Genomic DNA, 23,690 nt, shown 5'->3' with positions numbered 1-23,690 from the left:
AGAGCTAATAGCTATTTATCAAATAGCTATTAGCTCTATTAACAGAGATAGAGCGGGTATTAATTAAGTTAAAAACTTGCTAAAAATCTTGATACAGCAGTTTTAAATGCATAGTTATAGAGCTTAATTAAATTATTTTCAAGTAATTACTTATATATCTTGCTACTGAGAATTTAATGCTGGATTTTATCCTAAGTGAAAATCTTCGTTAAAATCAACTGAGTTACTATTTATTATTAAATATAATATAATTCTTAAATTGGAAGTTTGATAATAAACTCAGAACCTTGTCCTAGTACTGAATTTACCTCCAGAGTTCCTCCATGTTTATTGACAATAATTTGACGAGCAATAGATAATCCCAATCCTGTACCTTGTCCTACAGATTTAGTGGTGAATAAATGGTCAAATATTTTTGCTTTAACGTCTGCGGACATTCCCCCTCCGTTATCTTTAATCCGAATTAAGATATAATTTTTATCTTCACTGAGCTTGGTTTGAATTAAAAGCTGATTAGGATTAGCCTGAATTTCAATATAGCTACGTTCTACATTAGACTCCTCTAAAGCATCAATTGCATTAGCTAATAAATTCATAAATACTTGATTTAATTGTCCACTAAAGCATTCTATTAAAGGAAATTCTCCATAATCTTTAATCATCTGAATAGCTGGACGAGTTTTATTTGCTTTCAAACGATGCTTAAGAATGACGAGAGTACTGTTAATACCTTCATGAACGTTAAATAAAACTTTTTTTTCTGTATCTCCTCTAGAGAAAATTCGCAAGCTGCTGCTGATATTAGAAATACGGTCTGTGCCTTCTTTCATTGAGGAAATGAGTTTGGGTAGATCATCATGTATATACTCCAAATCAATCACTTTGATTTTTTCTTGAATTTTTTGTGACGCTTCGGGGTAACTCTGTTGATAAAGGTCAACCAGAGACAACAATTCATGAATATACTCTTGAGCTGGAGTCAGATTACACGCTATAAAACCAATTGGATTATGAATTTCATGAGCAACATCTGCAACAACACTTCCTAAAGCAGACATTTTATCCTGCATTAGTTCTAGATTAATCAACGTCTTTTCTAGTTCATCACTTCTTTGCTCTAGCTTACTCTGTGATTCTTTTAGCTCATCAATTACTGCTCTGAGTAAGTATTCTTTTTTTTGATTTGTCTCTTCTAACTTTTCTCTATCTGCCTCCGAACGTTGCAATTGCTTTTGGAGAATTCTATTAGCTTTTTTGAGTTCTTTAATTTCTTTTTCACAATCTATAATTTCCATAATTATCAGCTAGTTCCCAAAATTAGAGTTACGAAAGTTTCGTTGTGAAATTGGGTCTGGCCAACTAAATCTATAGGAGAAATTTCTCCATAGGAGTAGAATCCACACATAGGTAGAGAACTAGCAAGAGATTGTTTAGCATTCTGATATTCTTCTTGTGTCTTTGTACCTAGTAGTTGCCGACGAGCTACACATGAAAAAAATATTGCAGCCTCTGGCTTGACACCTGGATAATTATTAAGAGCTGTAATAGATGATGCTTGAGAAGCTGCCAAAATATCTTCCACAGCTGCTTCTGAAATTTGAATAGTTGCTTGCTCAGTAATATCTGTAAAAAATGTAACGCTTCCTGTTTCCTGATTGTAAGCAATTGGCGCTCTCATATAAAAATTCTCTGAGTCTTGAGTAAAAACTGCTAGAGGATATTCTATAGAAGGCGGCAGCAAACCTAAATAATGATGATAGAAATCTAAAGCAGGTTTACTATCTATTTCATAAACTATGTTTTTGTCTACCTTGGTCACTTTGCTTTTTTGACCAGTCGGGTACCAACCGCTTGCTACACCATAGGAAAATAGTAAGTTTCCTGAAAAAAGCAAAATTGGTACAGAATCACTTAAAACTTCTGTTTGAAAAAACTGATATGTATTTTGATATCTTGATTGATCAGCTGCTAAACCGCCGAAGATTGGTACATTTTGCCCCAAAGCTAACTTTAAACCCTCTAAAATAGCTACACCGCTAGTTGTAAGGCTTTCTGGATGAGTTAAGCATAGCTGAGGATCTGCTGTGCTTTTTACTTTGGCTTCTTCCACAGCTTGTTTAGTCGCGGTAAGTGGATTGCATGAAACTTTGCGTCCAACCCCTGCATAAATTTCCACTTCATCAGAGCAAAACAACATTAAGGTGATTGAATCTTGCTGAAACTCTAAAACGGAAGAAATTTCCCCATCTGTTGTTCCACCAATCAATTGAATGCCAGGAAAAGCCTGATGGATTTGTTGCAATATAAGGGAATGGTCAAAGTCAATTGCAGCAAAAAGAATCCCAGCTTGTGGAATATCTCCTGCAAGAGAACTAATGCATTGTTGAAGCACTTCCTCAATTGCTGCTAGAGATTCAGGATCATTACTGTGGGCTACGACCGCTTTAAACATAAATTTATCTATCTAGAGAATTATGCCCCTACTGTTATATAGTTCCCTAAATCTGATAATAAATTTACTTATGTACTAACTTCATATCAAAACTCACTAAATATTTAAAAATGATATAGGAATATATACTAAGTACACGTAATGTTTGATTGATAAAATTTAAAACATTAGCTTTAACAAATAGTATTTAGTTTTAAAAAAGCCGTGATGTTTATGAAACGGGTAGCTTGATAATAAACTCTGAACCTTCTCCAGGTAGCGAATTTACCTCTAGAGTTCCTCCATGTTTATCGACAACAATTTGACGAGCAATAGATAATCCTAAACCTGTACCTTGACCTACAGGTTTAGTAGTAAATAAATAGTCAAATATTTTTGCTTGGACATCTGCTGACATTCCCACTCCATTATCTTTAATGCGAATTACAACATAATTTTTATCTTCATTGAGCTTGGTTTGAATTAAAAGTTGATTGGGACTAAATTCAATTTCAAAATAACTACGTCCGATGTTAGACTCTTCTAAAGCATCAATTGCATTAGCTAACAAATTCATAAATACTTGGTTTAGTTGTCCACTAAAGCATTCTATTTCTGGTAAGTTATCGTAATCTTTAAATATTTGAATTTCAGGTCGATTCTCTGATGCTTTAATGCGGTGTTTGAGAATCATAATTGTACTATCAATCCCATCATGTATATTACAGTAAACTTTGCGATCGCTATCTCCCCTTGAAAAAATTCGCAAACTAGTACTGATATGATGAATACGCTGAACACCCTCTCGCATTGAAGAAATTAAGTTAGGCAAATCGTAACGTATATACCCTAAATTAACTGCGCTAATTTCTTCTTGAATTTCTGAAACTGTTTCAGGATAATACTTTTGATATAGATCAACTAAGTTAATTAAGTCTTGAAAATATCCTGAAGCATGATTTAGATTTCCACGAATGAAACCAACTGGATTATTAATTTCATGAGCAACTCCTGTCACTAATTGACCGAGAACAGACATTTTTTCTTTTTGTACAAGTTGTAGTTGAGACTCCTGTAGTTCTTTCAATGCTTGAGAAAGAGCTGCTGTTCTTTCTGCTACTCTTTTTTCTAAAGTTTTTGTTAAGTTTCTTAGTTGAAGATGGGTATTAATCCTAGCTAACAATTCTTCTTTTTGAAAGGGTTTTGTGATGTAATCAACTGCTCCTAGACTTAGACCTTTTACCTTACTATCTGTGTCAGAATTGGCAGTCATGAAAATTACTGGAATATCACGAGTTGCTAAATCCTCTTTTAAGATTTTACAGGTTGTAAATCCATCTAGTATCGGCATCATTACATCCAATAAAATCAAATCAGGTAGTCTATCTTGAACCTGCTGGAGAGCTTTTTCGCCATTCAGTGCAGTAACTATTGCAAAGCCAGCATCTGTTAATTCTTGAGAAATATATTCTAAATTTGTATTAGTGTCATCTACAACTAATATTAAATTATTTTCTTGTATACTATGCATATTTATTCCTTGGAATCATACTTCTAAATTAATTTTTTACTGTTGTTAGCTGAAAAATTTTTCTTGAGTTATACGAATTTTCGTTAAAATATCCTATAGAAATACTTTTAGTAAACACGGACTAGAAAATCAAGGGTGTAATATAAACGATTTTGATATTACTCTTACAAAAGAGCTTAGAAGATGACTAAGAAGTTTCATCTAATTCATGCTAGGCGATTATCAAGATACTCCTGGTAAGTTTGTAAGGGGTTTAACCCCTCACATTAAAACTTTGATTTTGCAGGTAAAGTGAGTGAGAAACTCAAGTTTGACAAACCTATAGTTCCCAAAAACTATACAACAGCAACAGTTTCACCCTAAATTGCAGAAAAAATAATATATAAACTCATAAATTAGCTTAAGAGTTAATAAAATCACCTATTTTGGCAATTAGCTGCTGCTTACTTGTTCTACTTTATGTCGGTTTAAGAAGCTTAGTTAAGGTGTTGCCACCTTAACTAAGTTGAATATAATGGAGTTCAGTTCCATCCTTACAGAGCAGATAGCGATCGCTAATCAACTTTAAGCGATCTACCTATTTCTGGATGCGTTTTCTCAATCACTGGTTACACAACAACGCCTTCCATAATACAATTGTGACTGACTAGACTATTGGCATTATTGAATTGAGACACTGCGTCCCAGTGTAAGCATCAACATAAAGCACCGATATCTCGGTAAATCATATTCCTCGCAAAAGCCGCAAAATTCCTAGAATTGGGAAAATAGCTGCCGGGACGCATAGCCAATATAGCAATTCCAATCTTGTCATTATTCAAGCTATATTTGATATCTTGTACACCGTAATATCGGTTTCTGTAAAAGGACAACTTCTTCACCTGCAAACCTTTAGCAATATTAACTAGGTTAAAAGAAGTTTTAAGCTATTATTATGTCCTCGTTAAAACTGCGTTTTTATTGAGAATAAATAACCAATGAATCATGGTTATAAAAACATGAGTCAATACTCTCACAAATAGTTAAGAAAGATCCGGCAATGGGTAGCCTTACCAAGGGGAGGGTGTGCGACAGCGTGGATGGAGTTTATTTTATGTGCCTGGCAATTGCTATACGTTATACTGAAAAAGTGCTTTGTAAGTAAAGACTATGTTTTTGCTCATTAGCATACGCTTAAGAAAGTAATAACTTATTATAAAACGCTTCTCTTTAATCCTATTTTCCAAGCTGTACATGAGTTTTATGAGTTCTAAAAACGCATTTAATCGCTTTTACTCAACTCATTAATATTACTTGGATAGCTGAGTTACTACTCAACAGAAATTGGTATGCAATCTAACAGTATTTAGTTTACAACACTTACTACTTTGTATCTTTAACTCCTATAAAGATACACTTTACTATAAGCATTACAATAAATAAACATTTCATTATTATAGATAAAGTTATTATAAAGTTCTTGATAAAATATTCTGTAATTTTGCATATAATCAAAAAGTACCTGCTAAACCCATCATTCAAAGATTTTCTTGCCTTAGCCCTGTTAGTATGGGCAAGAATTATTAATTGAACAAAAGCCAAACACGAGTTAATTTTGCATGAGGGCTATTTAATTCGTTACAGGATGCCTTATTTGTTCTGTAAGAATGGCTATGAATTTCAATAAAATCTTCTGGAGAAGAGATGTATCTGGCACATTCATTCATGAGTGACGAGAAGAAGCAAAGCTTTCAGCAGCCTTTAATTATGGCTGTAGAAGATCATGATGATAGTCTCCTGCTGATTAGCTATGCTTTGGAGTCACTTGGCTGTCGATTCATTTGTCAAATAGACTGTTCCACAACTGTACTGGTAGCTAAAGAGTATCAGCCAGACTTGATTATGTTAGATATTTTATTACCAGGTCTCAGTGGTATCGATGTTGTCCGTCATTTAAAGCAAGAACCCCTAACTTGCAAAATCCCAGTGATTGCAGTTACAGCTTTAGCTAGCAGGGAGGATAGAAATCGTATTCTTCAGGCGGGGTTTGATGATTATATTAGCAAACCATACATGATTGAGGATTTAGAGGCTATTATTCGACGTGCGCTTTGTGGTAAATTCGAGCTTAAATCAACCGTTGAGTTATGTCAGGAATAACTCGATTCCGGTTAAACAATTTAAAACTCAAAAATCCAAATACATACTCATCCAAGCATCCTAAACTATTGACTGAATGCAAATATAAATAAAGGCAAGCTTACTTGGAAAAGGATTAACTTAAATATTTTTAGGTAGTTTTACAGTAAAAATACTACCTTTACCTTGTTCAGAAACAACCTCGATTTTTCCCTCGTGTGCTTCGACAATTCGACTAGATAGATGTAGCCCTAAGCCACTACCTGAGCGTTTATTTCTACCTTGGCGAAAGCGCTCAAAAATTGTTGCTTGGTCTTCTGGTGCAATCCCATATCCTGTATCTTCTACCTCAATTGTTACCCAATCTTGAAGCTCAGGAGTAGTTGATGTTTCAAAAATGCGGATTGTTATGCTTCCTGTATCTGTAAATTTAATAGCATTTGCAATCAAGTTGTTTAGTACTCGCCGCAGTTCTAAGCTATCACCCATGACTATCCCAGCGTTCTTACTCGATGGATCTAGTTCATGAGTGTCTAATTTCAAAATCAAACCTTTTTCAGTAGCAAGAAGATTAAGTTCGCTGACGACTTCTTGGGCTATTTCTTGCAGATTACAACTTTCATAATTCAAGGTTTTTTTGCCTGCTTCAAAGCGATAAACTTCTAGCAGAGTATTAACCATTTGCATCAAATTTTGGTTACTGCGAATCATGACTGCGATCGCCTGTTTCATTTCTGGCGAAATCTTGCAGTAGATTTCCATATCAAACAAATTCAGCATTCGATCAGCAGCAACTAGGGGAGTTCGCAAATCATGAGTCAGACGCGAAACAAAGTCTTCCCTTTGGCGTGCCATTTTTCGCTGTTCGTCAAGACTGTGCTTGAGGCGTAATAGCGATCGGACTCTTGCTAGTAATTCATCAGTATCAAACGGTTTGCGAATGAAATCATCAGCACCAGCATCTAAGCCTTCCACAACACTAGATTCGTGAAAAGCAGTAATCAGCAAAATTGGAATATAAGAAAGCGCACGGTTACTTCGAATGCGACGTGTTACTTCATAACCGTCCATTCCTGGCATCATTACATCTAGCAAAATCAGATCGGGTGGAGATTGTTCAACGTGCTGCAAGGCAGTTATTCCATCTGCAACTAAATCAATTTCATATCCTTCACTCTCTAAAATTGCTTGAACCAAAATGAGATTATCGCGAGTGTCATCAACTGCGAGTATGCGATCAATTTTAGGATTTTCAAGAACAGACATGATTTATTAACTTTTAACAACTCTTTCGAAAGTAATTTATAGTTTGAGATTCGGATATCCCATTGATGCTTTGCTGAATTGAGAAGGCGACTGATGAGGGTTTTGAGCTGAATAAAGAATCTCATTGCTATCCAAGTTTAAAGCCGGAGATGCTCCGGCTGCATTCGGTAATGTAACTTGACGTGGCAACTCAATTTTAAATATTGAACCAGCCCCCAATTGACTTTCAAGAAATATTTTACCCTGCATCATTCGTACCAGCGAATCTATAATTGCTAAACCCAAACCTGTGCCAGGATATTTACGAGTGATACTCTGATCGGCTTGCCGGAACGCTTCAAAAATGCGTGTAAAATCTTTAGGAGATATACCAATCCCTGTATCTCGAACTGCAATTGCAACTCGATTTGTAGGGAGTTCTCTAATCTCAACCCAAATACTACCAGATTCTGTGAACTTAATTGCATTGGATAGCAAATTAACTAAAATCTGTTTGACACGAACTGGGTCATTAAATACTAAAGGGTTTTGCAAGTCAGTTTGAACTAGCAATGCTAAATTTTTTGCCTCAGCTAAAGAACGCATTTCGGCAACAGTAGCATTTATCACCTTTAATACATCAAATATTTCTGCTTTTAATTCTAATCTTCCTGCCTCCAGTTTGGAAAAATCGAGTACTTCATTCAACAGCATCAGCAAATGCTTCCCATTGTTGAAAATCCGCTCTATCATATCTTTTTGCTGATGTGTCAATTGACCGAACTTAGGACGCAATAAAATTTGCGAAAAACCAATTATCGCATTCATCGGAGTTCTCAGTTCGTGGGACATGGTTGCCAGAAACTGTGATTTTAACCGCGATGCTTCTAAGAGTTTTAAGTTTTGCAATTGAATTTGTTGGCGTTGACTTTCTAGTTCTTGGTTTTTACGAATGATTTTTTCGTGGCTTTCTCTCAGCTGTTGTTTTGCTAAAGCTACTTGCATTTGAGCGCTATGAACCCGAATCGCACTTCGCAAAACCAGCGCTAATGTTTCTGAGGATACTTTGGATTTGGAAAGATGTTCTGTAGCGCCAGCTTTTATCAACTCGACAGCAATATGTTCATCTGCTTGATCCGTCAGGACTACTATAGGCACTTTAATATCCGAAGAACATAGCTGTTGAATCAGGGTTAGTCCATCCCAATCTGGTAAGCGATAGTCGAGTAAAACGCAGTCATAGGAAGTATTTTTAAAGGCAAATATTGCATCATTACCATTAATTACCTCAGACAGTTGCATCTGAACGCCTGCATTAGTCAGCATCTGACGCACAGTCATGCGGTCTACTTCGTCATCGTCTACAACCAAAATTCTCAGCGTTTCTTCCATCGGTTTTTATTTTCGCTGCCAAACATAGGTTGATGTATAACATTTGTCTTTTTAAATTATCCAATTAAATAATTTAATATTTTTTGGTATCTAAAATCTGTTACTTGTTTGACTAAGGTATTTCACGCTAGAGCCAATCCTTGTTCAGGGTTACCAGTATTTAGGCAAAGTTGTGAGAGTCATAGGCTTTATAAATGTATTTAGCAACATTGAAGTTGTAGACTTCCACCGCCTCACAAGAATATAGCCACTATTTCCAGTATTGATTGAGTAGAATCTAGTCAATTTTATTTTCAGCCTAGTTAATTAACTAGAGCATAGACACTAAAAGCCTTGTTAGTACCTAACTGCCATAGTGAATCATCGGTGGCTCAAAAAAAATAAACAATAACAAACTAAAAATGTTTTATCCGTTAAAGCAGACGAATCTGATATAAAGTAAAATAAAACACTTCATTGAGCTTCAAAACAATTGTAAATGAGTGAGTAAGCGCCCGTCCTCAGTCATTAGTGAGAGTTGCATACTAACATCATGTACCATAAGCTTGAGCAGTTTTACTCATTAGATTGATAGGTCAAGTAAATCAAAAGGACTACGTCTGTTTACTTGTGAATCTAAAGTGATGTACCTCCATGTCTGAACAGTTTTCTTGGCGATCGCTAAATTAATCACCTCATTTTTGTTGTGAACGGGAGTTCCCAGGGTTGTAAGATGACAAATACTTTGATGATTACCAGCAGTCAGTCAATATTTGTCCTTGGAAACAGTAGCTTTGCCGTATAGCTCTAAATCTGCTTCTTTTTTACGTATGTCAGTTGACTTCATGAATCCGATAAATTTAAGGTCAACTTAAAACTTGCTTGAAAGTGCTAATTACTTTCTTGCCAAGTAAATTCACCTTGTGCTAATTTGTCCATTTTCGTTAGTTTTTTTCAAAGCTTCGTATGAGATAATGGGAAATAACAAATGAAACATGGCAGTTAATCGCTAAATTCTTTACAAAATCCGGTAATTTAGCATTCGTCTCAATATTTCATACTTTTTGTACAACTATCCATATATCTCCGGCTAGATTTATGCCTATATCTAAATAGTAAAAGAGGGTAGGGTGATTATTTCTAGCGATGGATGCAAGCTGGTAGAGATATCATCTATCTTTGGTTTGGGAAAATATACAGATAGCGCTTACAAAGGGTCATACTTTGGTAGATGCAAACAGCGTAAGAGTGAGTGTAGCAATGAATGAGATTAGCATTCTTTTAATTGAAGATCATGACTTAACAAGAATGGGACTACGAGCTGCATTACAGTCTCACAGTGGATTAAGGGTGATTGGTGAAGCAGCAAATGCCACCCAAGGACTAAAACTTTTGGAAACAGCTAAGCCGGATGTAGCTGTTGTAGATATTGGCTTACCTGATATGGATGGCATTGAACTCACCCGGAAGTTTAAGCGTTATCAAGCTGAAAATAATCAATCAACGACCAAGATTCTGATCTTGACGATGGATCATACAGAGGATGCAGTACTTGCTGCCTTTGCAGCAGGCGCAGACTCTTATTACATGAAAGAAACAAGCATCAGTAAATTAACCGAGGCAATACAAGCAACTCACGGTGGAAATTCCTGGATCGATCCAGCAATTGCTAATGTAGTTTTACAGAAAATGCGGCAAGGTTTGCCAGGAGACAGTCAACCGTCTGATAAGCCAAAAACTGTAAAAATTGAAGCGCTAGCAACTGAATACGAGCAAGTTCTAGAAACTTATCCTTTAACTCAAAGAGAACTAGAAATTCTGGAGTTGATTGTAGCGGGATGTAGCAACGGGCAAATTGCCGAGAAACTTTATATTACTGTTGGTACTGTTAAGACCCATGTTCGCAACATTCTAAATAAACTCTGCGCGGATGACCGCACCCAAGCGGCTGTTCGGGCGCTGCGCTCAGGGTTAGTAGCTTAATAAAACGAAGGAGTTTATTAACTTCATAGATAATTCTAGGAATTAATTATCCAACAAGAAAATTTTAGCGCTTGGTACTAACAATCCCACTGTTGCTCACAGTGGGAGTATAAAAACTATGTTCACCCAAATTGTTTTCGCAAACAATTGGCAATGCGTTGTGCTGCTCCCGATTTTCCCATCCGCCGTATCCCATTCTCGGCAATGAGTTGTAAGCTGTCGGGATTTCTGAGTAAGGATTGTACAATTTTGGCAGCTTTTTCTGGTTGGTCAATTAAAATTAATGATGTTCCCAAAAGACGACTTTGAGCTTCAGCAAAGGTAGCGTTATATTGGGGCCCATTACCGACAATAGCGATCGCAGGTTTACCCAAACCAACGAATTGTTCTGTGGCTGTGCCAGCCATTGCGATCGCTAAGTCTCCCAAATGCAAGCAATCGTTATAGGCTTTTTGTGTAATTAGTAAGTAAGCATTTTTTTGTTGAAATGTCAATATATTTGGATCGGCAAGTTGGATAGGAACTGCCGATTTTGGTTGCCAGCCATGAAACTGTAGACTTTGAGATAAAATGTTGTAGTCTAAAGCAGATGCGATCGCACCTAGAAACACTACATTACCAGAAGTATAAAAAACTAAATCTTGCTCGTCCAAACTAGTTATCAACGCAGATACCGCAATCATAATTTTCTCCCAGTTAGCATATGCTTCTGGCGAACGAGAACCAGGTAGAAGAGTTACTACTAAAGGTCGAACTTTCTCTTGCTGTTGTATATCAGGACTATAAAATTTTGCTGATGAAATCGATGGTTCTAAACCATCCATCATCGGATTACCTAAATCAAAAGCAGGGATTGACCATTGTTTTAATATTTCGGTCGTCAGGGTATCTCTAGGAAACACCGCCCGACAACGGCGACAACTCATCAACCAACGTTCCCAAGGATGATAAACTGAGCCAGAAAAGTTTTCCCAACGAGCAGCTTTTGATTTCCGTGGTAATAATCCTACTTCATCGCGTACGTAATATTCGGATTTGGCAGTACCGACAAAAGCATAATTAGCACCGCTAAAAGTTGCAAACAACAGCGGCACAATATCTCCTACAGCTAAAACCGCTTTCTTGTTACCTAATTTTTTTTGAGAGCTCACCCAACGGCGTACAGCTTGAATTTGGGTGAGCGTGAGTTGTAGCAATCCACCGCGCACATCTCGCATCAGTTGGCGTCCATCCATATAGATAAAGCCACCTGAAGGCATAGCCTGTACTGAACCGATGAGTGGAATATTTAACTTTTGGTAAGCACGTCCTTCACCGACTAGAGGCAAAGCAAAGATATCTGGGGGATTTGCTTGTTGCAGAAGTTCCTGCAAAATCCGAACTGCAATTTCATCTTCCCCATGACCATTGCTTAAAACAAGTAACTGCAAACGAGCACTTGTAGTTTGCATCTGAGAATTTGAGGATAAATCATTCATAGAAACTCACACTAGGTATTACAAGTATCAAGTAATGCTGATCATAATGCTGTAAAAGTAATTTTTCTGATTGAGATTTTGCTTAGCCGAGTGTTGTTTAGGTTTTAGCTAACGCTCAAGGTTCGAGCAGATGAAACAAAACATCACAATTAACTGTCAGTTTGAGCAAGTAATTAATGAATAAATTAGCAATGAAGCTAAAACTTACTAATCAACGCTTTATTGGGCAAGTTATCCTTTATTTCCCCCGCTAATTATTGAAGTGGAAGACAAGTTTGGCCTATCTTTCACTCCAGGTTGTTGCAGTACCGCGCTATTCTATGAAAAAGACAAGACTGTTGCGAGAATAAGGAGGTTTTATCCACATAGACAGATTCAATAACCGAATCATCCTGTAGGATAAGCAAACAAGCTTAGTTTGCGGCAGGGAAAGTCTCTGCTCTGCAAAAATAAGGGAAGACCTTTTTGGAAATTATTTAAGGCTCAGGACTTAGTATCTATCTGCTCACTCAGGACTTAGAACTCAGAACTTTCTTATGTTAGCAGGCACAATTTTGCAGGGTGGAAAATATACCCTAATTCAAGAAATAGGGCGAGGTGGCTTTGGCATTACGTTCAAGGCTACGCATCACTACTTAGGTCATGAAGTAGTGATGAAAACCATCAATGAACGGCTGCGACAACATCCCGATTTTGCTAAGTTCGAGCGTCAATTCCAAGATGAAGCTAGACGATTAGCTACTTGTGTCCACCCAAATATTGTCCGAGTCAGCGACTTTTTTGTGGAAGCTGGATTGCCTTATATGGTGATGGAATACATTCCAGGGGATACTTTGGGAGACGCCTTTGTTTTACCAGGAATACCTTTGCCAGAAGGGACAGCAATTCATTATATCCGTCAAATTGGGGCGGCATTACAGGTAGTACACAACAATGGTTTGCTTCACCGGGATGTTAAACCAGATAATATTATCCTCCGGCAAGGAACTCAGGAAGTAGTCCTAATTGATTTTGGCATTGCCCGCGAATTTAATGGTGGTATGAGGCAAACTCATACTGGTTTGGTCTCTGAGGGTTATTCTCCAATTGAGCAGTATCTCTCGCAAGCGCCGCGCACACCTGCAACGGATGTTTACGGTTTGGCAGCAACCTTGTATGCGCTGTTGACGGCACAGGTTCCGATGCCAGCGTTGCTACGCGATCGCGAGAAAATGCCTTCACCTCGTGAACTCCAACCTCACCTGAGTGCTGCTGTGAATCAAGCGGTAATGCGTGGTATGGCTGTTGAATCTCGCTTTCGTCCAGCAACAGTTGCTGAATGGTTGCAATTGCTACCTGGAAATCAGATGAATTCAACACCGCAAGCTCTACACACATACGCAGTACCTACTGTCAATTTATCTGTGCAGGAGTCAGAAAATTTATTTAAGAAAAAAGCTAAAAATCCCAATAAGCTGTCAGCGAGGAAGCTTCCTGTACTACCTAAAAAAATGGATTCTTCTAAATTACTTATTGGTGCAAGTGTAGTCTTTGTTGCTGCTACAACAGGTTTTGCCATCACTAGCATTTTTCCCAAATTTCAACCGCAGGAGACTTCAAAGCCAACTTTTGAGCAGCCACTTCAAGCGCCTACGAAAAAAGTACCTAACACTAATAGTTCATCTTCACCTGCGGATAGAGAAAGTAATACTATCTCTCCGTCCGAATCTCCATCAGTTTCTACATCCAAGCGGCGTCAGCGCAATCGCCGTGCTTCTCAGGAAGCATCTAGCAATAGTGGCAAAAATCCTACAGGAGAATCGCAACGCGGCGACCTTAATCAACCCGCTGCTTCGCCTAACGTTTCTGCTTCACCCTCGCTAGTAGAGAAGTTACGGGCGGTGCGATCGTCTCGGAATGATTCTCCCACACCATCAATATATAAATATAACCCTTTACCCACTTTGAATAAGGATTCTGCTTTGCCTGGAACAGTTAGGCAATCGAATCCTGCGGTCATACCAACAGCACCACCCAAACAGTCAGATCCATCTGCTGTGGTAGTACCAACACTAGAGGAAAAGCAAAATTCTTCTGCTGAGAGTCAACCACGTAAGGATGAAAAGTCTCAGGAACAGCTGGAAGATGATAACAATTAAGAGGATTCTTTTAGGAAGGTTTACTTTTTGCTATTTAGTACTAAAATTTTTCCATTCTTATTAATTTTCAATGGATTTTTAGGGAAATCGTAATTGTTCAAATAACGCAAAAGTGCTACCGTCTGAAAACGCTGATCAATTTGGGGGATACCCTGGCGATTCATCCGAATAGGGATAATTTTGCCTGATACTAAATCTCCTGTCTGGTTGAGTTTGACTTCTAAAATCATTGAGTAACCTGTCTGGGCTTCTGTAGATAAAGTTTGATATCCTAAAAAGTTCCCTAAAGAATAGGCTATGATTTTTCCTTTATACATTTCCATTGCTCTTGGAACGTGTGGGCCATGCCCCAGCACTAAGTCTGCCCCCGCATCAATCATCGCCCGCGCAAATTTAATAGAATTCCCTCTGTTTTCTCCATAAAAAAACTCTGTTTGATTCTTAACGTGTAGTGCTTGTGTGCCTTCTGCTCCGGCGTGCATTGATACGATGACAATGTTGGCGTTATTTTTGGCTTCTATTACAAGTGCTTTAGCTGCCGCTAGATCGTGAATAGAGTTATACATTTCATACGGTGAAAACCCGATCATGGCAATTGGAATATTCTTAGCTTCTAAATAGAGAATTTGATTTTTATGACCTAATGTTGCAATGCCTACAGCCTCAAGATTGTTCTTTGTATCTTGGAAGCCTGCCTTACCAAAGTCCATTGCATGGTTATTCGCCATATTAAACACATCAAAACCAGCCTCAGCGAATACCTGAGCGTATCCTGGTGGCGAGCGAAACGCAAACACTTGTCCTTGACTAATATCTTTAGTTGTGTAGGGATAGTTTGTTAAACTACTTTCAAAATTACCAAACAAAATATCAGATTCTTGCAAGTTAGCTCTCACTGACTTTGGTAGTAACTGATTGCGGAAGCGTGGCAATCTATAGTTGGGGAAATTAGTACCAGGAATAATATCTCCAACGGCTTTGATAGTAATAGTGTCGGAAAAGGATTGTTCTTTCCCAGGTAGTGGCGTAGGTTCTGGTAAAGCAAATGGGAATTGTTCTGGTTTGGTAGATGACGTAGCGGCATCTGATGGTTGCAATTGCCCAAACCGGATGATCACACCTATACCAATACCTACACAAAAACAGAAACTGATAAAACCAAATGATAGTAATCGTCCCAGGCTCTGATTTGCCATCGTTCACTTCTCACACAATGGCACTAGTTTAGCCCAAAAATCCGTATTGACGATGTATATTTTGGTTTTGTCAAGTAAAGAAAATGACATGATTAGAAAGTATTACTGCAATATCAATTATTCTTTACCTATTTTGCAAACTTACTTAAAAGCAAGTAGGAACTTTCTATGCCTCTGCGGAGTAACTTATGCTAGCACGTAACATTACCTACAGTAAAATAATTGATTTTGCTAAGATATCTTAGGCGATCGCACCTTTATTCAAAATAGACCCTACTCTTGAGCCTAAATCTCTTCTATGTAACTTTGTACAAGAGTATTGTATTTGATTTGACAGCCCTTAGTTATACTTTTAAACGGAGAGGGGGGGATTCGAACCCCCGTTGAGTTGCCCCAAAACGCATTTCGAGTGCGTCGCATTCAACCGCTCTGCCACCTCTCCAGCTATTTATTCACGGATTTTAGTGCTTATCAAGCATCTAAATGTTGTGATTTGACGCTAATTATTCCACATCAGTTTTACAATTATATCATCCTGAGCAATAAAGCGATCGCTCTATTGAAAACTTGGGAGCTATTACAGCTAAAAAAAGAAAAATAATTTCTTCTTCCTATTGGCTTTTAGAAATATTTCAAATTGTTCATACTTGTGTCATCCAGTTGCAATAGTTTCGTCAAATCAGTGTGCAATAGTTAATTGAGGTTCAAAAACACCTCTGTAATAAGGTAAAACTTACTACCTTTTACTAGTTTCTCTGAGTTGATCGAGACTCACCAACTAACAAACTCGCAGCTAGCTAATAGCGAATAATTAAACCCCAGTTTCCCAGGGGTTTTTATTTATGAAAAAATATCAGTAATCCGAAAAAATTCAAAGTTTTATAAATCACTGAAATCAAAAGTCTTCAATTATTAATAAGTTTGTCACAAATTCTTCATAACTTTGTCAAAGTAATGTGTGAAACTTAATTTGGCTACAGACCTATTCATCTGGTCGATTATCAAGGCAGGATTTCCTGCCTTTTATTTATATTTGTGCATTTTTTATAACACAGAGGATTTGCTTTCTGTTGCTTGGATAAACGTTTCAAACTGACCGTTAGGTGTCCATTGAATTGCCCCATCTCTTCCTGTAAAAAACAGTTGCGTTTGGCTTTTTCCTAGTTCAGACAAAGTTTTTGTATCAAGATTGGCAGAAGAAGCGATCGCTATTTGTGGTTGTAGTGCCAAAACTAAATCTTTCAAAGACTCAGGAGAACACCAAATCACTTGTGGACGAGGTAAAGTTCCAGATTTAACTAACTGTTGTACCTCTTTAGACTTAATATTACCCACTAATAACCAGTTTTGTCCTTGAATTTGCAATTGCAAAATCGGTAATTGGTCATTAATTAATTGTGTTACTGTCGAACCAGTATTCACAGCTTGACCAAGTGCTAAAGCTTGGTATATACCTTGATGCTTTTGTAATTGCTGTTGTATTGCTTGCAGTGCAATGGTATTTTCTGGCTTTGGTGAATATTCATAAAAATTTTTAATCGGTAAATATTGCAGTAGTTCTAACCAAGCATTACTTTCATTACCTTGAAAATCAGTTGCGATCGCCCAATTAATTTGATTTACACCCTGCTGTTGCAGAAACGGTAAAATCGTAAAGCGTCCTGTACCCTCATCGCCACTATTAATTACAGTGACTGTTCCCCGGTCTTGAATAACCAAAATAGGTTCTGCATCTGCTGCCAATATAGTTATCCGAAACAACGTGTTTGCAGAATGCCAAATTGGAATAATTACCAAACCAACCGCAATTAAACTAGCAAACCACCACCGTATCTGCCACCAACGCACCCACCAAACCAACATAATTAGTGCATAAATAGCCAATATTTGCCAAGTTGATATGCTACCTACAGCAACAGAGTTTCCTGGTAGCTTGCTAAAAAATTCTACTAATTCAATTAACCAATCAGTAGGATAATGTAATATTCCTGCTAAAAAGCTTCCTGCTGTCGGCCAAATTAACGCCGCTATGGCGCTAACTATTCCACCGATACTAATGATAGAAATTAATGGAGTGCTAAAGATATTTAGTAGTAAGCTATAAGATGGCATCACCCCGAAAACAAAAAGCTGCAAAGGTAAAGTCCAAATTGTCGCAGCTAAGGGAACAGCAATCAAAGACGCGATCGCAGGTGGTAGCCAACCCAAGCGTTCAATTATTGCGGGTACTGTAACAATTAATCCCAGCGTCGCTAAAAAACTTAGTTGAAAGCCTAAATCCCAAATCCATAAAGGATTAAACAGTAATAAAAGTGTCGCTGCCAATAGCAGTGAGCCTAATTGTTTTACCTTTCTTTTTAATAACAGACCAACTAAAGCTGCAAAACCCATAATCACGGCTCTAAGTACCGCAGCCTGAAACCCTGTTAAACTCAGAAAAATAATTAAAGCTAAAAAGCCAAGAGTAAATTGCGTTCCCTTTTTGAAACGCCTTGTTAACTGTAATATCACACCTAAAATCAAGGAAGTTTGAAACCCGGAAGCTGCCAAAGCATGAGCTAATCCCGCCTGTACAAATAAATCGCGGATGTCGTAGGGTAAATCAACTGCTTTGCTTCCCAGAACCATTGCGCTGACAAGTGGCCCTTCTGGGACACCTAACCAACGAACTTGGGATTGTACAATTCGCTCCCGGATTTGCCACCATCTCCATTTATTAGGCTCATCATCTAAAATATTTACCTGCCGTCCAATCAATCCTGCAAATGTTCCTTCTTGTTGAAGATATTTCTGAAAGTCAAAAGCGCCTGGATTTAATGCTGCTTTTGGCTTGTACAAAATCCCAGTCACAGTAATTTGTTGACTAGGATATAATCCAGTCACCTGAAGTAAAGGTACAGTCACGTACAGTTTGCCTGTCACGCCTTTCGGCACAGATGCTGAACCTTTTTCATTTTTTACGTCATCTAATTGCGTCGCTTCTAACCAAAATTGTCCACGTTGACTGCGAGTCAAGCGGGGAGCACTTGCCACTTCCCCACGAACAATCACAAGTTGTTCTTGATTACTACTATTTCCTGGTGGAACAAACTGACTGATATCTTTTGCTCCTGGTTGTGGCACACGCAATTGAAAATACAAGGTTGCCAACAACCCTACCAAGGCAGCAGCTAACCATACTCTAGGATGAAGAGTTGTCTGCCAAGTATTAGGTACTGTCTTGGTTTTGCTTCCAGTTGTAGCTTCTGGTTTCTGAGCAACTTGTCGTGAAGTCGTGTAGAGTCTTCTAGATACAACTGCTCCCACTACCCCCAAAACCAAAATCCACGCACCACCCCAGGGAACTGCTGTAAATAACAATCCAAAAATATAACCAAGACAAATAATTACACCACTCGTCTGAATCATAAGATTTCTTCGTAGAAGCACCTAACGAATAAAATTTGCGACTCACTTAAAAATAACTAGGCAAGCAACAAAGAACTATTCTCATGCTTGTAGTGAACTATAGTTTATTCGGTTTATACAAACAAAGCCCGCATCAGCAGGCTTTGTTCTTTTAGCTTTACTTTATTAAGGTAATAATCTTACAGCATTAGCTAATAGCTGCTGATCATAAGGATATGCCCAATTGCAATCCCAAAACGGCATGGACAAATAAAATACAAACTGCTACGCTGCCCAAATAGGCATGAATAGCACGTAACGCTTTTTTATTTCCCGCAAATCCGCTTAGAGAAATCACACCATTTATTAGAAGCAGTAACAGCACTAGCGAACCAGTCCAAAAATGAGGACTTTCAAAAATTGGTTGACGCTGCATTACTAAAGACAATACCCCACCTGTGTAACCACTTGCGAGAAATAAAAACAGCCACGGTGCTAATTGCCGATGGGCAATCCGATTTTTAAGAGCAGCATCTTTATCTTTGCTTTCAAGTAGTTTTCCCCGCCAACCTGCCAATGCGACAAAACTACCCATCACAAAAACAACGATCGCCATCATTAACGGATGCCCCCAATGTACAATCGGCTCAGGGATGCCTAGAGAACGAAACCAAGCTGCGATCGGTTCTAAAAGTTCACTCCAATTCACCATCTTTCACACACCGTAATTTTTTACACTTCATTCTCTACCTTTTTTGCGTCTTTATGGCTCATTGAATTTATTAGACTTATTGCATGATTTTAAGCTCTCCCTCTGCGTCTCTGCATCCATCGCAGTTATAAACGGAGGCTTCCTCCGCGCAGACTTCTCTCTGCATTAGACAACAATAAATCTATGCAATAGGAATGATGGAATCTACCTTCTAAAGGTGAAACAGGTTGCAGTATAACTTGCTGTGAAAACGATTGCGGTGCAGCTGGTTGTCAAATCGGCTTATTGAGTAATGGAAAACCTAGCTTTTCCCTTTGCTCAACATACAAATGAGCCACCTTTCGGGCCAAATGACGAATCCTAGCAATATAGCGAGTTCTCTCCGTTACCGAAATTACGCCTCTTGCATCTAGCAAATTGAATGTATGCGAACACTTCATCACATAATCCAGGCTGGGTAAGACCAATCCACGCTCCGTCAATTGAGTAGCTTCCTGCTCGTATAGATTAAATAGTGTCAGCAACAACTCAGGATTTGATGCTTCAAAGTTGTAAGTACTCTGCTCAATCTCATTTTGCAGGAAAACATCTCCATAAGTAATGTTATCCGTCCAATGGATTTTAGTGATTGCTTCTACCTGCTGGAGATACATTGCCAGCCGCTCTAATCCATATGTAATCTCAATCGATACTGGACGGCAGTCGATTCCCCCACATTGTTGGAAGTAGGTAAACTGGGTGATTTCCATTCCGTCCAACCATACTTCCCAACCAGTACCCCAAGCTCCTACTGTTGCATCTTCCCAGTTGTCTTCCACAAAACGGATATCGTGGTCTTCAGGACGAATGCCTAAAGCTCTTAAAGAATCAAGATAAATCTCTTGAATATTGTCTGGCGAAGGCTTAATCAGAACTTGGTACTGATAATAGTGTTGAAAACGATTAGGATTTTCGCCGTAGCGTCCATCTGTTGGACGACGACATGGTTCAACATAAGCAACAGCCCAAGGTTCCGGCCCCAGCGCTCTTAAAAAAGTATGCGGGTTCTTAGTGCCTGCCCCTTTTTCAATGTCATAGGGCTGGGCAATAAGGCAACCGCGATCACTCCAGAATTGATGCAGTGTTGCTATTACCGACTGAAAATTCACGCTTTACCCTCCTTAGTCAGCACAGTGCCTACACCATTGTTGCTTACAACCTAGCACTGTGGGGAGTTTTAGGGGGGTGCAAAATTTGTTCCAAAAATAGATGGAAAAACAGTTGACAGTTAGAGTTGTGTTAGTTATATTGAATAAGTGCCTGAGAGACGGACGCGACAGAGCGACGCCAGCAAGGCGACCGAACCTTGAAAATATTATAGTTTGAAAGTCATAATACCACAAGTAGCCTGCGTCAATTAAATTAAAACACTAGGCTGAGGTGGAAAAAAAGTCAGCCAGAAAGAGCTAATAAAGCAAACACTTCAAAACGGAGAGTTTGATCCTGGCTCAGGATGAACGCTGGCGGTATGCTTAACACATGCAAGTCGAACGGTGTCTTCGGACACAGTGGCGGACGGGTGAGTAACGCGTGAGAATCTGGCTTCAGGTCTGGGACAACCACTGGAAACGGTGGCTAATACCGGATGTGCCGAGAGGTGAAAGGCTTGCTGCCTGAAGATGAGCTCGCGTCTGATTAGCTAGTAGGTGGGGTAAAAGCCTACCTAGGCGACGATCAGTAGCTGGTCTGAGAGGATGATCAGCCACACTGGGACTGAGACACGGCCCAGACTCCTACGGGAGGCAGCAGTGGGGAATTTTCCGCAATGGGCGAAAGCCTGACGGAGCAATACCGCGTGAGGGAGGAAGGCTCTTGGGTCGTAAACCTCTTTTCTCAGGGAAGAACACAATGACGGTACCTGAGGAATCAGCATCGGCTAACTCCGTGCCAGCAGCCGCGGTAATACGGAGGATGCAAGCGTTATCCGGAATGATTGGGCGTAAAGCGTCCGCAGGTGGCTATGTAAGTCTGCTGTTAAAGAGTGAGGCTCAACCTCATAAGAGCAGTGGAAACTACATGGCTAGAGTGCGTTCGGGGCAGAGGGAATTCCTGGTGTAGCGGTGAAATGCGTAGAGATCAGGAAGAACACCGGTGGCGAAAGCGCTCTGCTAGGCCGCAACTGACACTCATGGACGAAAGCTAGGGGAGCGAATGGGATTAGATACCCCAGTAGTCCTAGCCGTAAACGATGGATACTAGGCGTGGCTTGTATCGACCCGAGCCGTGCCGTAGCTAACGCGTTAAGTATCCCGCCTGGGGAGTACGCAGGCAACTGTGAAACTCAAAGGAATTGACGGGGGCCCGCACAAGCGGTGGAGTATGTGGTTTAATTCGATGCAACGCGAAGAACCTTACCAAGACTTGACATGTCGCGAACCTTTGTGAAAGCAGAGGGTGCCTTCGGGAGCGCGAACACAGGTGGTGCATGGCTGTCGTCAGCTCGTGTCGTGAGATGTTGGGTTAAGTCCCGCAACGAGCGCAACCCTCGTTTTTAGTTGCCAGCATTAAGTTGGGCACTCTAGAGAGACTGCCGGTGACAAACCGGAGGAAGGTGGGGATGACGTCAAGTCAGCATGCCCCTTACGTCTTGGGCTACACACGTACTACAATGCTACGGACAGAGGGCAGCAAGCATGCGAATGCAAGCAAATCCCGTAAACCGTAGCTCAGTTCAGATCGCAGGCTGCAACTCGCCTGCGTGAAGGAGGAATCGCTAGTAATTGCAGGTCAGCATACTGCAGTGAATTCGTTCCCGGGCCTTGTACACACCGCCCGTCACACCATGGAAGCTGGCAACGCCCGAAGTCATTACCCCAACTTTTCGGAGAGGGGGATGCCTAAGGCAGTGCTGGTGACTGGGGTGAAGTCGTAACAAGGTAGCCGTACCGGAAGGTGTGGCTGGATCACCTCCTTTTTAGGGAGACCTAATCCACTCAGAACTCGAAAGCATTCAGCAAATAGAGAATTGAGATGGTCATTCCTAGGTCGGTCGCAGATATTTGTGATGAACTTTCAAACTATGATTTGGTTCGGAATTGGGCTATTAGCTCAGGTGGTTAGAGCGCACCCCTGATAAGGGTGAGGTCCCTGGTTCGAGTCCAGGATGGCCCACCTGAAGCAATTAAAAATGTAAAATGTAAAATTAAAAATGAAGAAAATTCAATTTTTAATTTTTAATTTTTAATTTTTAATTCTTGAGCGGGGGTTTAGCTCAGTTGGTAGAGCGCCTGCTTTGCAAGCAGGATGTCAGCGGTTCGAGTCCGCTAACCTCCACCTGTGGCGATTGCCATTAAAAAAATCGGATAAAGTTCAGCAACATGACATTTATATCTATATATATATGATGTCAGACTGCTGGGAAATGAATCCAGCCAGAACCTTGAAAACTGCATAGTAACGCGAAAAAAGCAGGCAGACACAGACATTCAAAAGATGAACGTGTTTGCAAATGTGAAAACCAATTGTTTGTGGTCAAGCTAATAAGGGCTGACGGTGGATACCTAGGCACACAGAGGCGATGAAGGACGTGGTTACCGACGATATGCTCCGGGGAGTTGGAAGCAAACTTTGAGCCGGAGATTTCCGAATGGGGCAACCCTATATACTACCTGCTGAATATATAGGCAGGAGAGAGCCAACCCAGCGAACTGAAACATCTTAGTAGCTGGAGGAAGAGAAATCAAAAGAGATTCCCTAAGTAGTGGTGAGCGAACGGGGAAGAGCCTAAACCAGTCGGTTTACTGACTGGGGTTGTGGGACAGCAATATCGAATCTAGCGGTTAAACGAAGCAGCTAAATACTGCACCAGAGAAGGTGAAAGTCCTGTAGTTGAAAACTCAAGGATAGTAGCTGTATCCCGAGTAGCATGGGGCACGAGGAATCCCATGTGAATCCGCGAGGACCATCTCGTAAGGCTAAATACTACTGTGTGACCGATAGTGAACCAGTACCGCGAGGGAAAGGTGAAAAGAACCCCGGAAGGGGAGTGAAATAGAACATGAAACCGTCAGCTTACAAGCAGTGGGAGGACGATTTAACGTCTGACCGCGTGCCTGTTGAAG

13 protein-coding genes, 3 tRNA genes and 2 rRNA genes (1 of these 18 cut by a window edge) are annotated in these 23,690 nt (G+C 39.6%); 7 read left to right on the top strand and 11 right to left on the bottom strand.

Annotation, left to right across the window (positions count from 1 at the left end; genetic code table 11):
* Positions 1–254: 254 nt before the first annotated feature.
* From WKK05_RS00095 to WKK05_RS00085, 3 genes are all read right to left on the bottom strand, one after another.
* The gene (locus WKK05_RS00095; protein ID WP_341527802.1) at positions 255–1,295 is read right to left on the bottom strand and encodes an ATP-binding protein; all 1,041 of its coding nucleotides are present in this window, start codon (positions 1,293–1,295) and stop codon (positions 255–257) included.
* Positions 1,296–1,300: 5 nt separating this feature from the next.
* On the bottom strand, positions 1,301–2,452 hold the full coding sequence (locus tag WKK05_RS00090; protein ID WP_341527801.1) for an FIST N-terminal domain-containing protein: 1,152 nt from the start codon (positions 2,450–2,452) through the stop codon (positions 1,301–1,303).
* A gap of 211 nt (positions 2,453–2,663) precedes the next feature.
* Positions 2,664–3,962 (bottom strand): response regulator, encoded by a 1,299-nt coding sequence (locus tag WKK05_RS00085; RefSeq protein WP_341527800.1) that lies wholly within the window; start codon positions 3,960–3,962, stop codon positions 2,664–2,666.
* 1,683 nt (positions 3,963–5,645) lie between these two features.
* Here WKK05_RS00085 and WKK05_RS00080 point away from each other — a divergent pair.
* Positions 5,646–6,101: a response regulator gene (locus WKK05_RS00080; protein ID WP_341527799.1), complete on the top strand. Its 456-nt coding sequence runs from the start codon at positions 5,646–5,648 to the stop codon at positions 6,099–6,101.
* Positions 6,102–6,221: 120 nt separating this feature from the next.
* Here WKK05_RS00080 and WKK05_RS00075 read toward each other — a convergent pair whose 3' ends face one another.
* Positions 6,222–7,346, bottom strand: a complete 1,125-nt coding sequence (locus tag WKK05_RS00075) for a HAMP domain-containing sensor histidine kinase (RefSeq protein WP_341527798.1) — start codon at positions 7,344–7,346, stop codon at positions 6,222–6,224.
* Between the two features lie 36 nt (positions 7,347–7,382).
* Complete coding sequence (locus tag WKK05_RS00070) at positions 7,383–8,717, bottom strand: ATP-binding protein (protein ID WP_341527797.1); 1,335 nt, start codon at positions 8,715–8,717, stop codon at positions 7,383–7,385.
* Positions 8,718–9,956: 1,239 nt separating this feature from the next.
* On the opposite strand from WKK05_RS00070, the gene WKK05_RS00065 reads away from it, so the two are divergent.
* Entirely contained in the window at positions 9,957–10,679 is a 723-nt protein-coding gene (locus WKK05_RS00065; protein ID WP_341527796.1) for a response regulator transcription factor, read from the top strand.
* 122 nt (positions 10,680–10,801) lie between these two features.
* On the opposite strand, the gene WKK05_RS00060 is transcribed toward WKK05_RS00065, so the two are convergent.
* Positions 10,802–12,157 (bottom strand): lipid-A-disaccharide synthase-related protein, encoded by a 1,356-nt coding sequence (locus WKK05_RS00060; protein ID WP_341527795.1) that lies wholly within the window; start codon positions 12,155–12,157, stop codon positions 10,802–10,804.
* Between the two features lie 536 nt (positions 12,158–12,693).
* Here WKK05_RS00060 and WKK05_RS00055 point away from each other — a divergent pair.
* Positions 12,694–14,295, top strand: a complete 1,602-nt coding sequence (locus tag WKK05_RS00055) for a protein kinase (RefSeq protein WP_341527794.1) — start codon at positions 12,694–12,696, stop codon at positions 14,293–14,295.
* 20 nt (positions 14,296–14,315) lie between these two features.
* Here WKK05_RS00055 and WKK05_RS00050 read toward each other — a convergent pair whose 3' ends face one another.
* The 5 genes from WKK05_RS00050 to glyQ form a co-directional block, all read right to left on the bottom strand.
* Positions 14,316–15,491: a CapA family protein gene (locus tag WKK05_RS00050; protein WP_341527793.1), complete on the bottom strand. Its 1,176-nt coding sequence runs from the start codon at positions 15,489–15,491 to the stop codon at positions 14,316–14,318.
* A gap of 357 nt (positions 15,492–15,848) precedes the next feature.
* Positions 15,849–15,933 (bottom strand) — tRNA-Ser (locus WKK05_RS00045).
* 602 nt (positions 15,934–16,535) lie between these two features.
* Positions 16,536–18,899, bottom strand: a complete 2,364-nt coding sequence (locus tag WKK05_RS00040; protein WP_341527792.1) for a ComEC/Rec2 family competence protein — start codon at positions 18,897–18,899, stop codon at positions 16,536–16,538.
* 205 nt (positions 18,900–19,104) lie between these two features.
* A complete protein-coding gene (locus tag WKK05_RS00035; RefSeq protein WP_341527791.1) occupies positions 19,105–19,590 on the bottom strand; it encodes a DUF4079 domain-containing protein in 486 nt (161 codons plus the stop codon).
* 272 nt (positions 19,591–19,862) lie between these two features.
* On the bottom strand, positions 19,863–20,738 hold the full coding sequence (glyQ, locus tag WKK05_RS00030) for a glycine--tRNA ligase subunit alpha (RefSeq protein WP_341527790.1): 876 nt from the start codon (positions 20,736–20,738) through the stop codon (positions 19,863–19,865).
* A gap of 316 nt (positions 20,739–21,054) precedes the next feature.
* Here glyQ and WKK05_RS00025 point away from each other — a divergent pair.
* The 4 genes from WKK05_RS00025 to WKK05_RS00010 form a co-directional block, all read left to right on the top strand.
* Positions 21,055–22,543, top strand: a 16S ribosomal RNA gene (locus WKK05_RS00025).
* 123 nt (positions 22,544–22,666) lie between these two features.
* Positions 22,667–22,740 (top strand) — tRNA-Ile (locus WKK05_RS00020).
* Between the two features lie 89 nt (positions 22,741–22,829).
* Positions 22,830–22,902 (top strand) — tRNA-Ala (locus tag WKK05_RS00015).
* A gap of 196 nt (positions 22,903–23,098) precedes the next feature.
* Positions 23,099–23,690 (top strand): 23S ribosomal RNA (locus WKK05_RS00010) (it continues 2,293 nt past the right edge of the window).
* The 16S and 23S rRNA genes sit together here with 2 tRNA genes alongside, the layout of an rRNA operon.

This window comes from Nostoc sp. UHCC 0302 (assembly GCF_038096175.1).
GTDB lineage: Bacteria > Cyanobacteriota > Cyanobacteriia > Cyanobacteriales > Nostocaceae > UHCC-0302.
The sequence above is the reverse complement of the archived record's forward strand: the minus strand, read 5'-3'. Positions and strand labels throughout refer to the sequence as shown.

What these genes read in the sequence shown, in the direction of transcription:
- WKK05_RS00040 (WP_341527792.1), bottom strand. Translation starts at nt 18,899, where the DNA reads ATGATTCAGACGAGTGGTGTAATTATTTGTCTTGGTTATATTTTTGGA.
- WKK05_RS00035 (WP_341527791.1), bottom strand. Translation starts at nt 19,590, where the DNA reads ATGGTGAATTGGAGTGAACTTTTAGAACCGATCGCAGCTTGGTTTCGT.
- WKK05_RS00050 (WP_341527793.1), bottom strand. Translation starts at nt 15,491, where the DNA reads ATGGCAAATCAGAGCCTGGGACGATTACTATCATTTGGTTTTATCAGT.
- WKK05_RS00055 (WP_341527794.1), top strand. Translation starts at nt 12,694, where the DNA reads ATGTTAGCAGGCACAATTTTGCAGGGTGGAAAATATACCCTAATTCAA.
- WKK05_RS00070 (WP_341527797.1), bottom strand. Translation starts at nt 8,717, where the DNA reads ATGGAAGAAACGCTGAGAATTTTGGTTGTAGACGATGACGAAGTAGAC.
- WKK05_RS00065 (WP_341527796.1), top strand. Translation starts at nt 9,957, where the DNA reads ATGAATGAGATTAGCATTCTTTTAATTGAAGATCATGACTTAACAAGA.
- WKK05_RS00095 (WP_341527802.1), bottom strand. Translation starts at nt 1,295, where the DNA reads ATGGAAATTATAGATTGTGAAAAAGAAATTAAAGAACTCAAAAAAGCT.
- WKK05_RS00075 (WP_341527798.1), bottom strand. Translation starts at nt 7,346, where the DNA reads ATGTCTGTTCTTGAAAATCCTAAAATTGATCGCATACTCGCAGTTGAT.
- WKK05_RS00085 (WP_341527800.1), bottom strand. Translation starts at nt 3,962, where the DNA reads ATGCATAGTATACAAGAAAATAATTTAATATTAGTTGTAGATGACACT.
- WKK05_RS00090 (WP_341527801.1), bottom strand. Translation starts at nt 2,452, where the DNA reads ATGTTTAAAGCGGTCGTAGCCCACAGTAATGATCCTGAATCTCTAGCA.
- WKK05_RS00060 (WP_341527795.1), bottom strand. Translation starts at nt 12,157, where the DNA reads ATGAATGATTTATCCTCAAATTCTCAGATGCAAACTACAAGTGCTCGT.
- WKK05_RS00080 (WP_341527799.1), top strand. Translation starts at nt 5,646, where the DNA reads ATGTATCTGGCACATTCATTCATGAGTGACGAGAAGAAGCAAAGCTTT.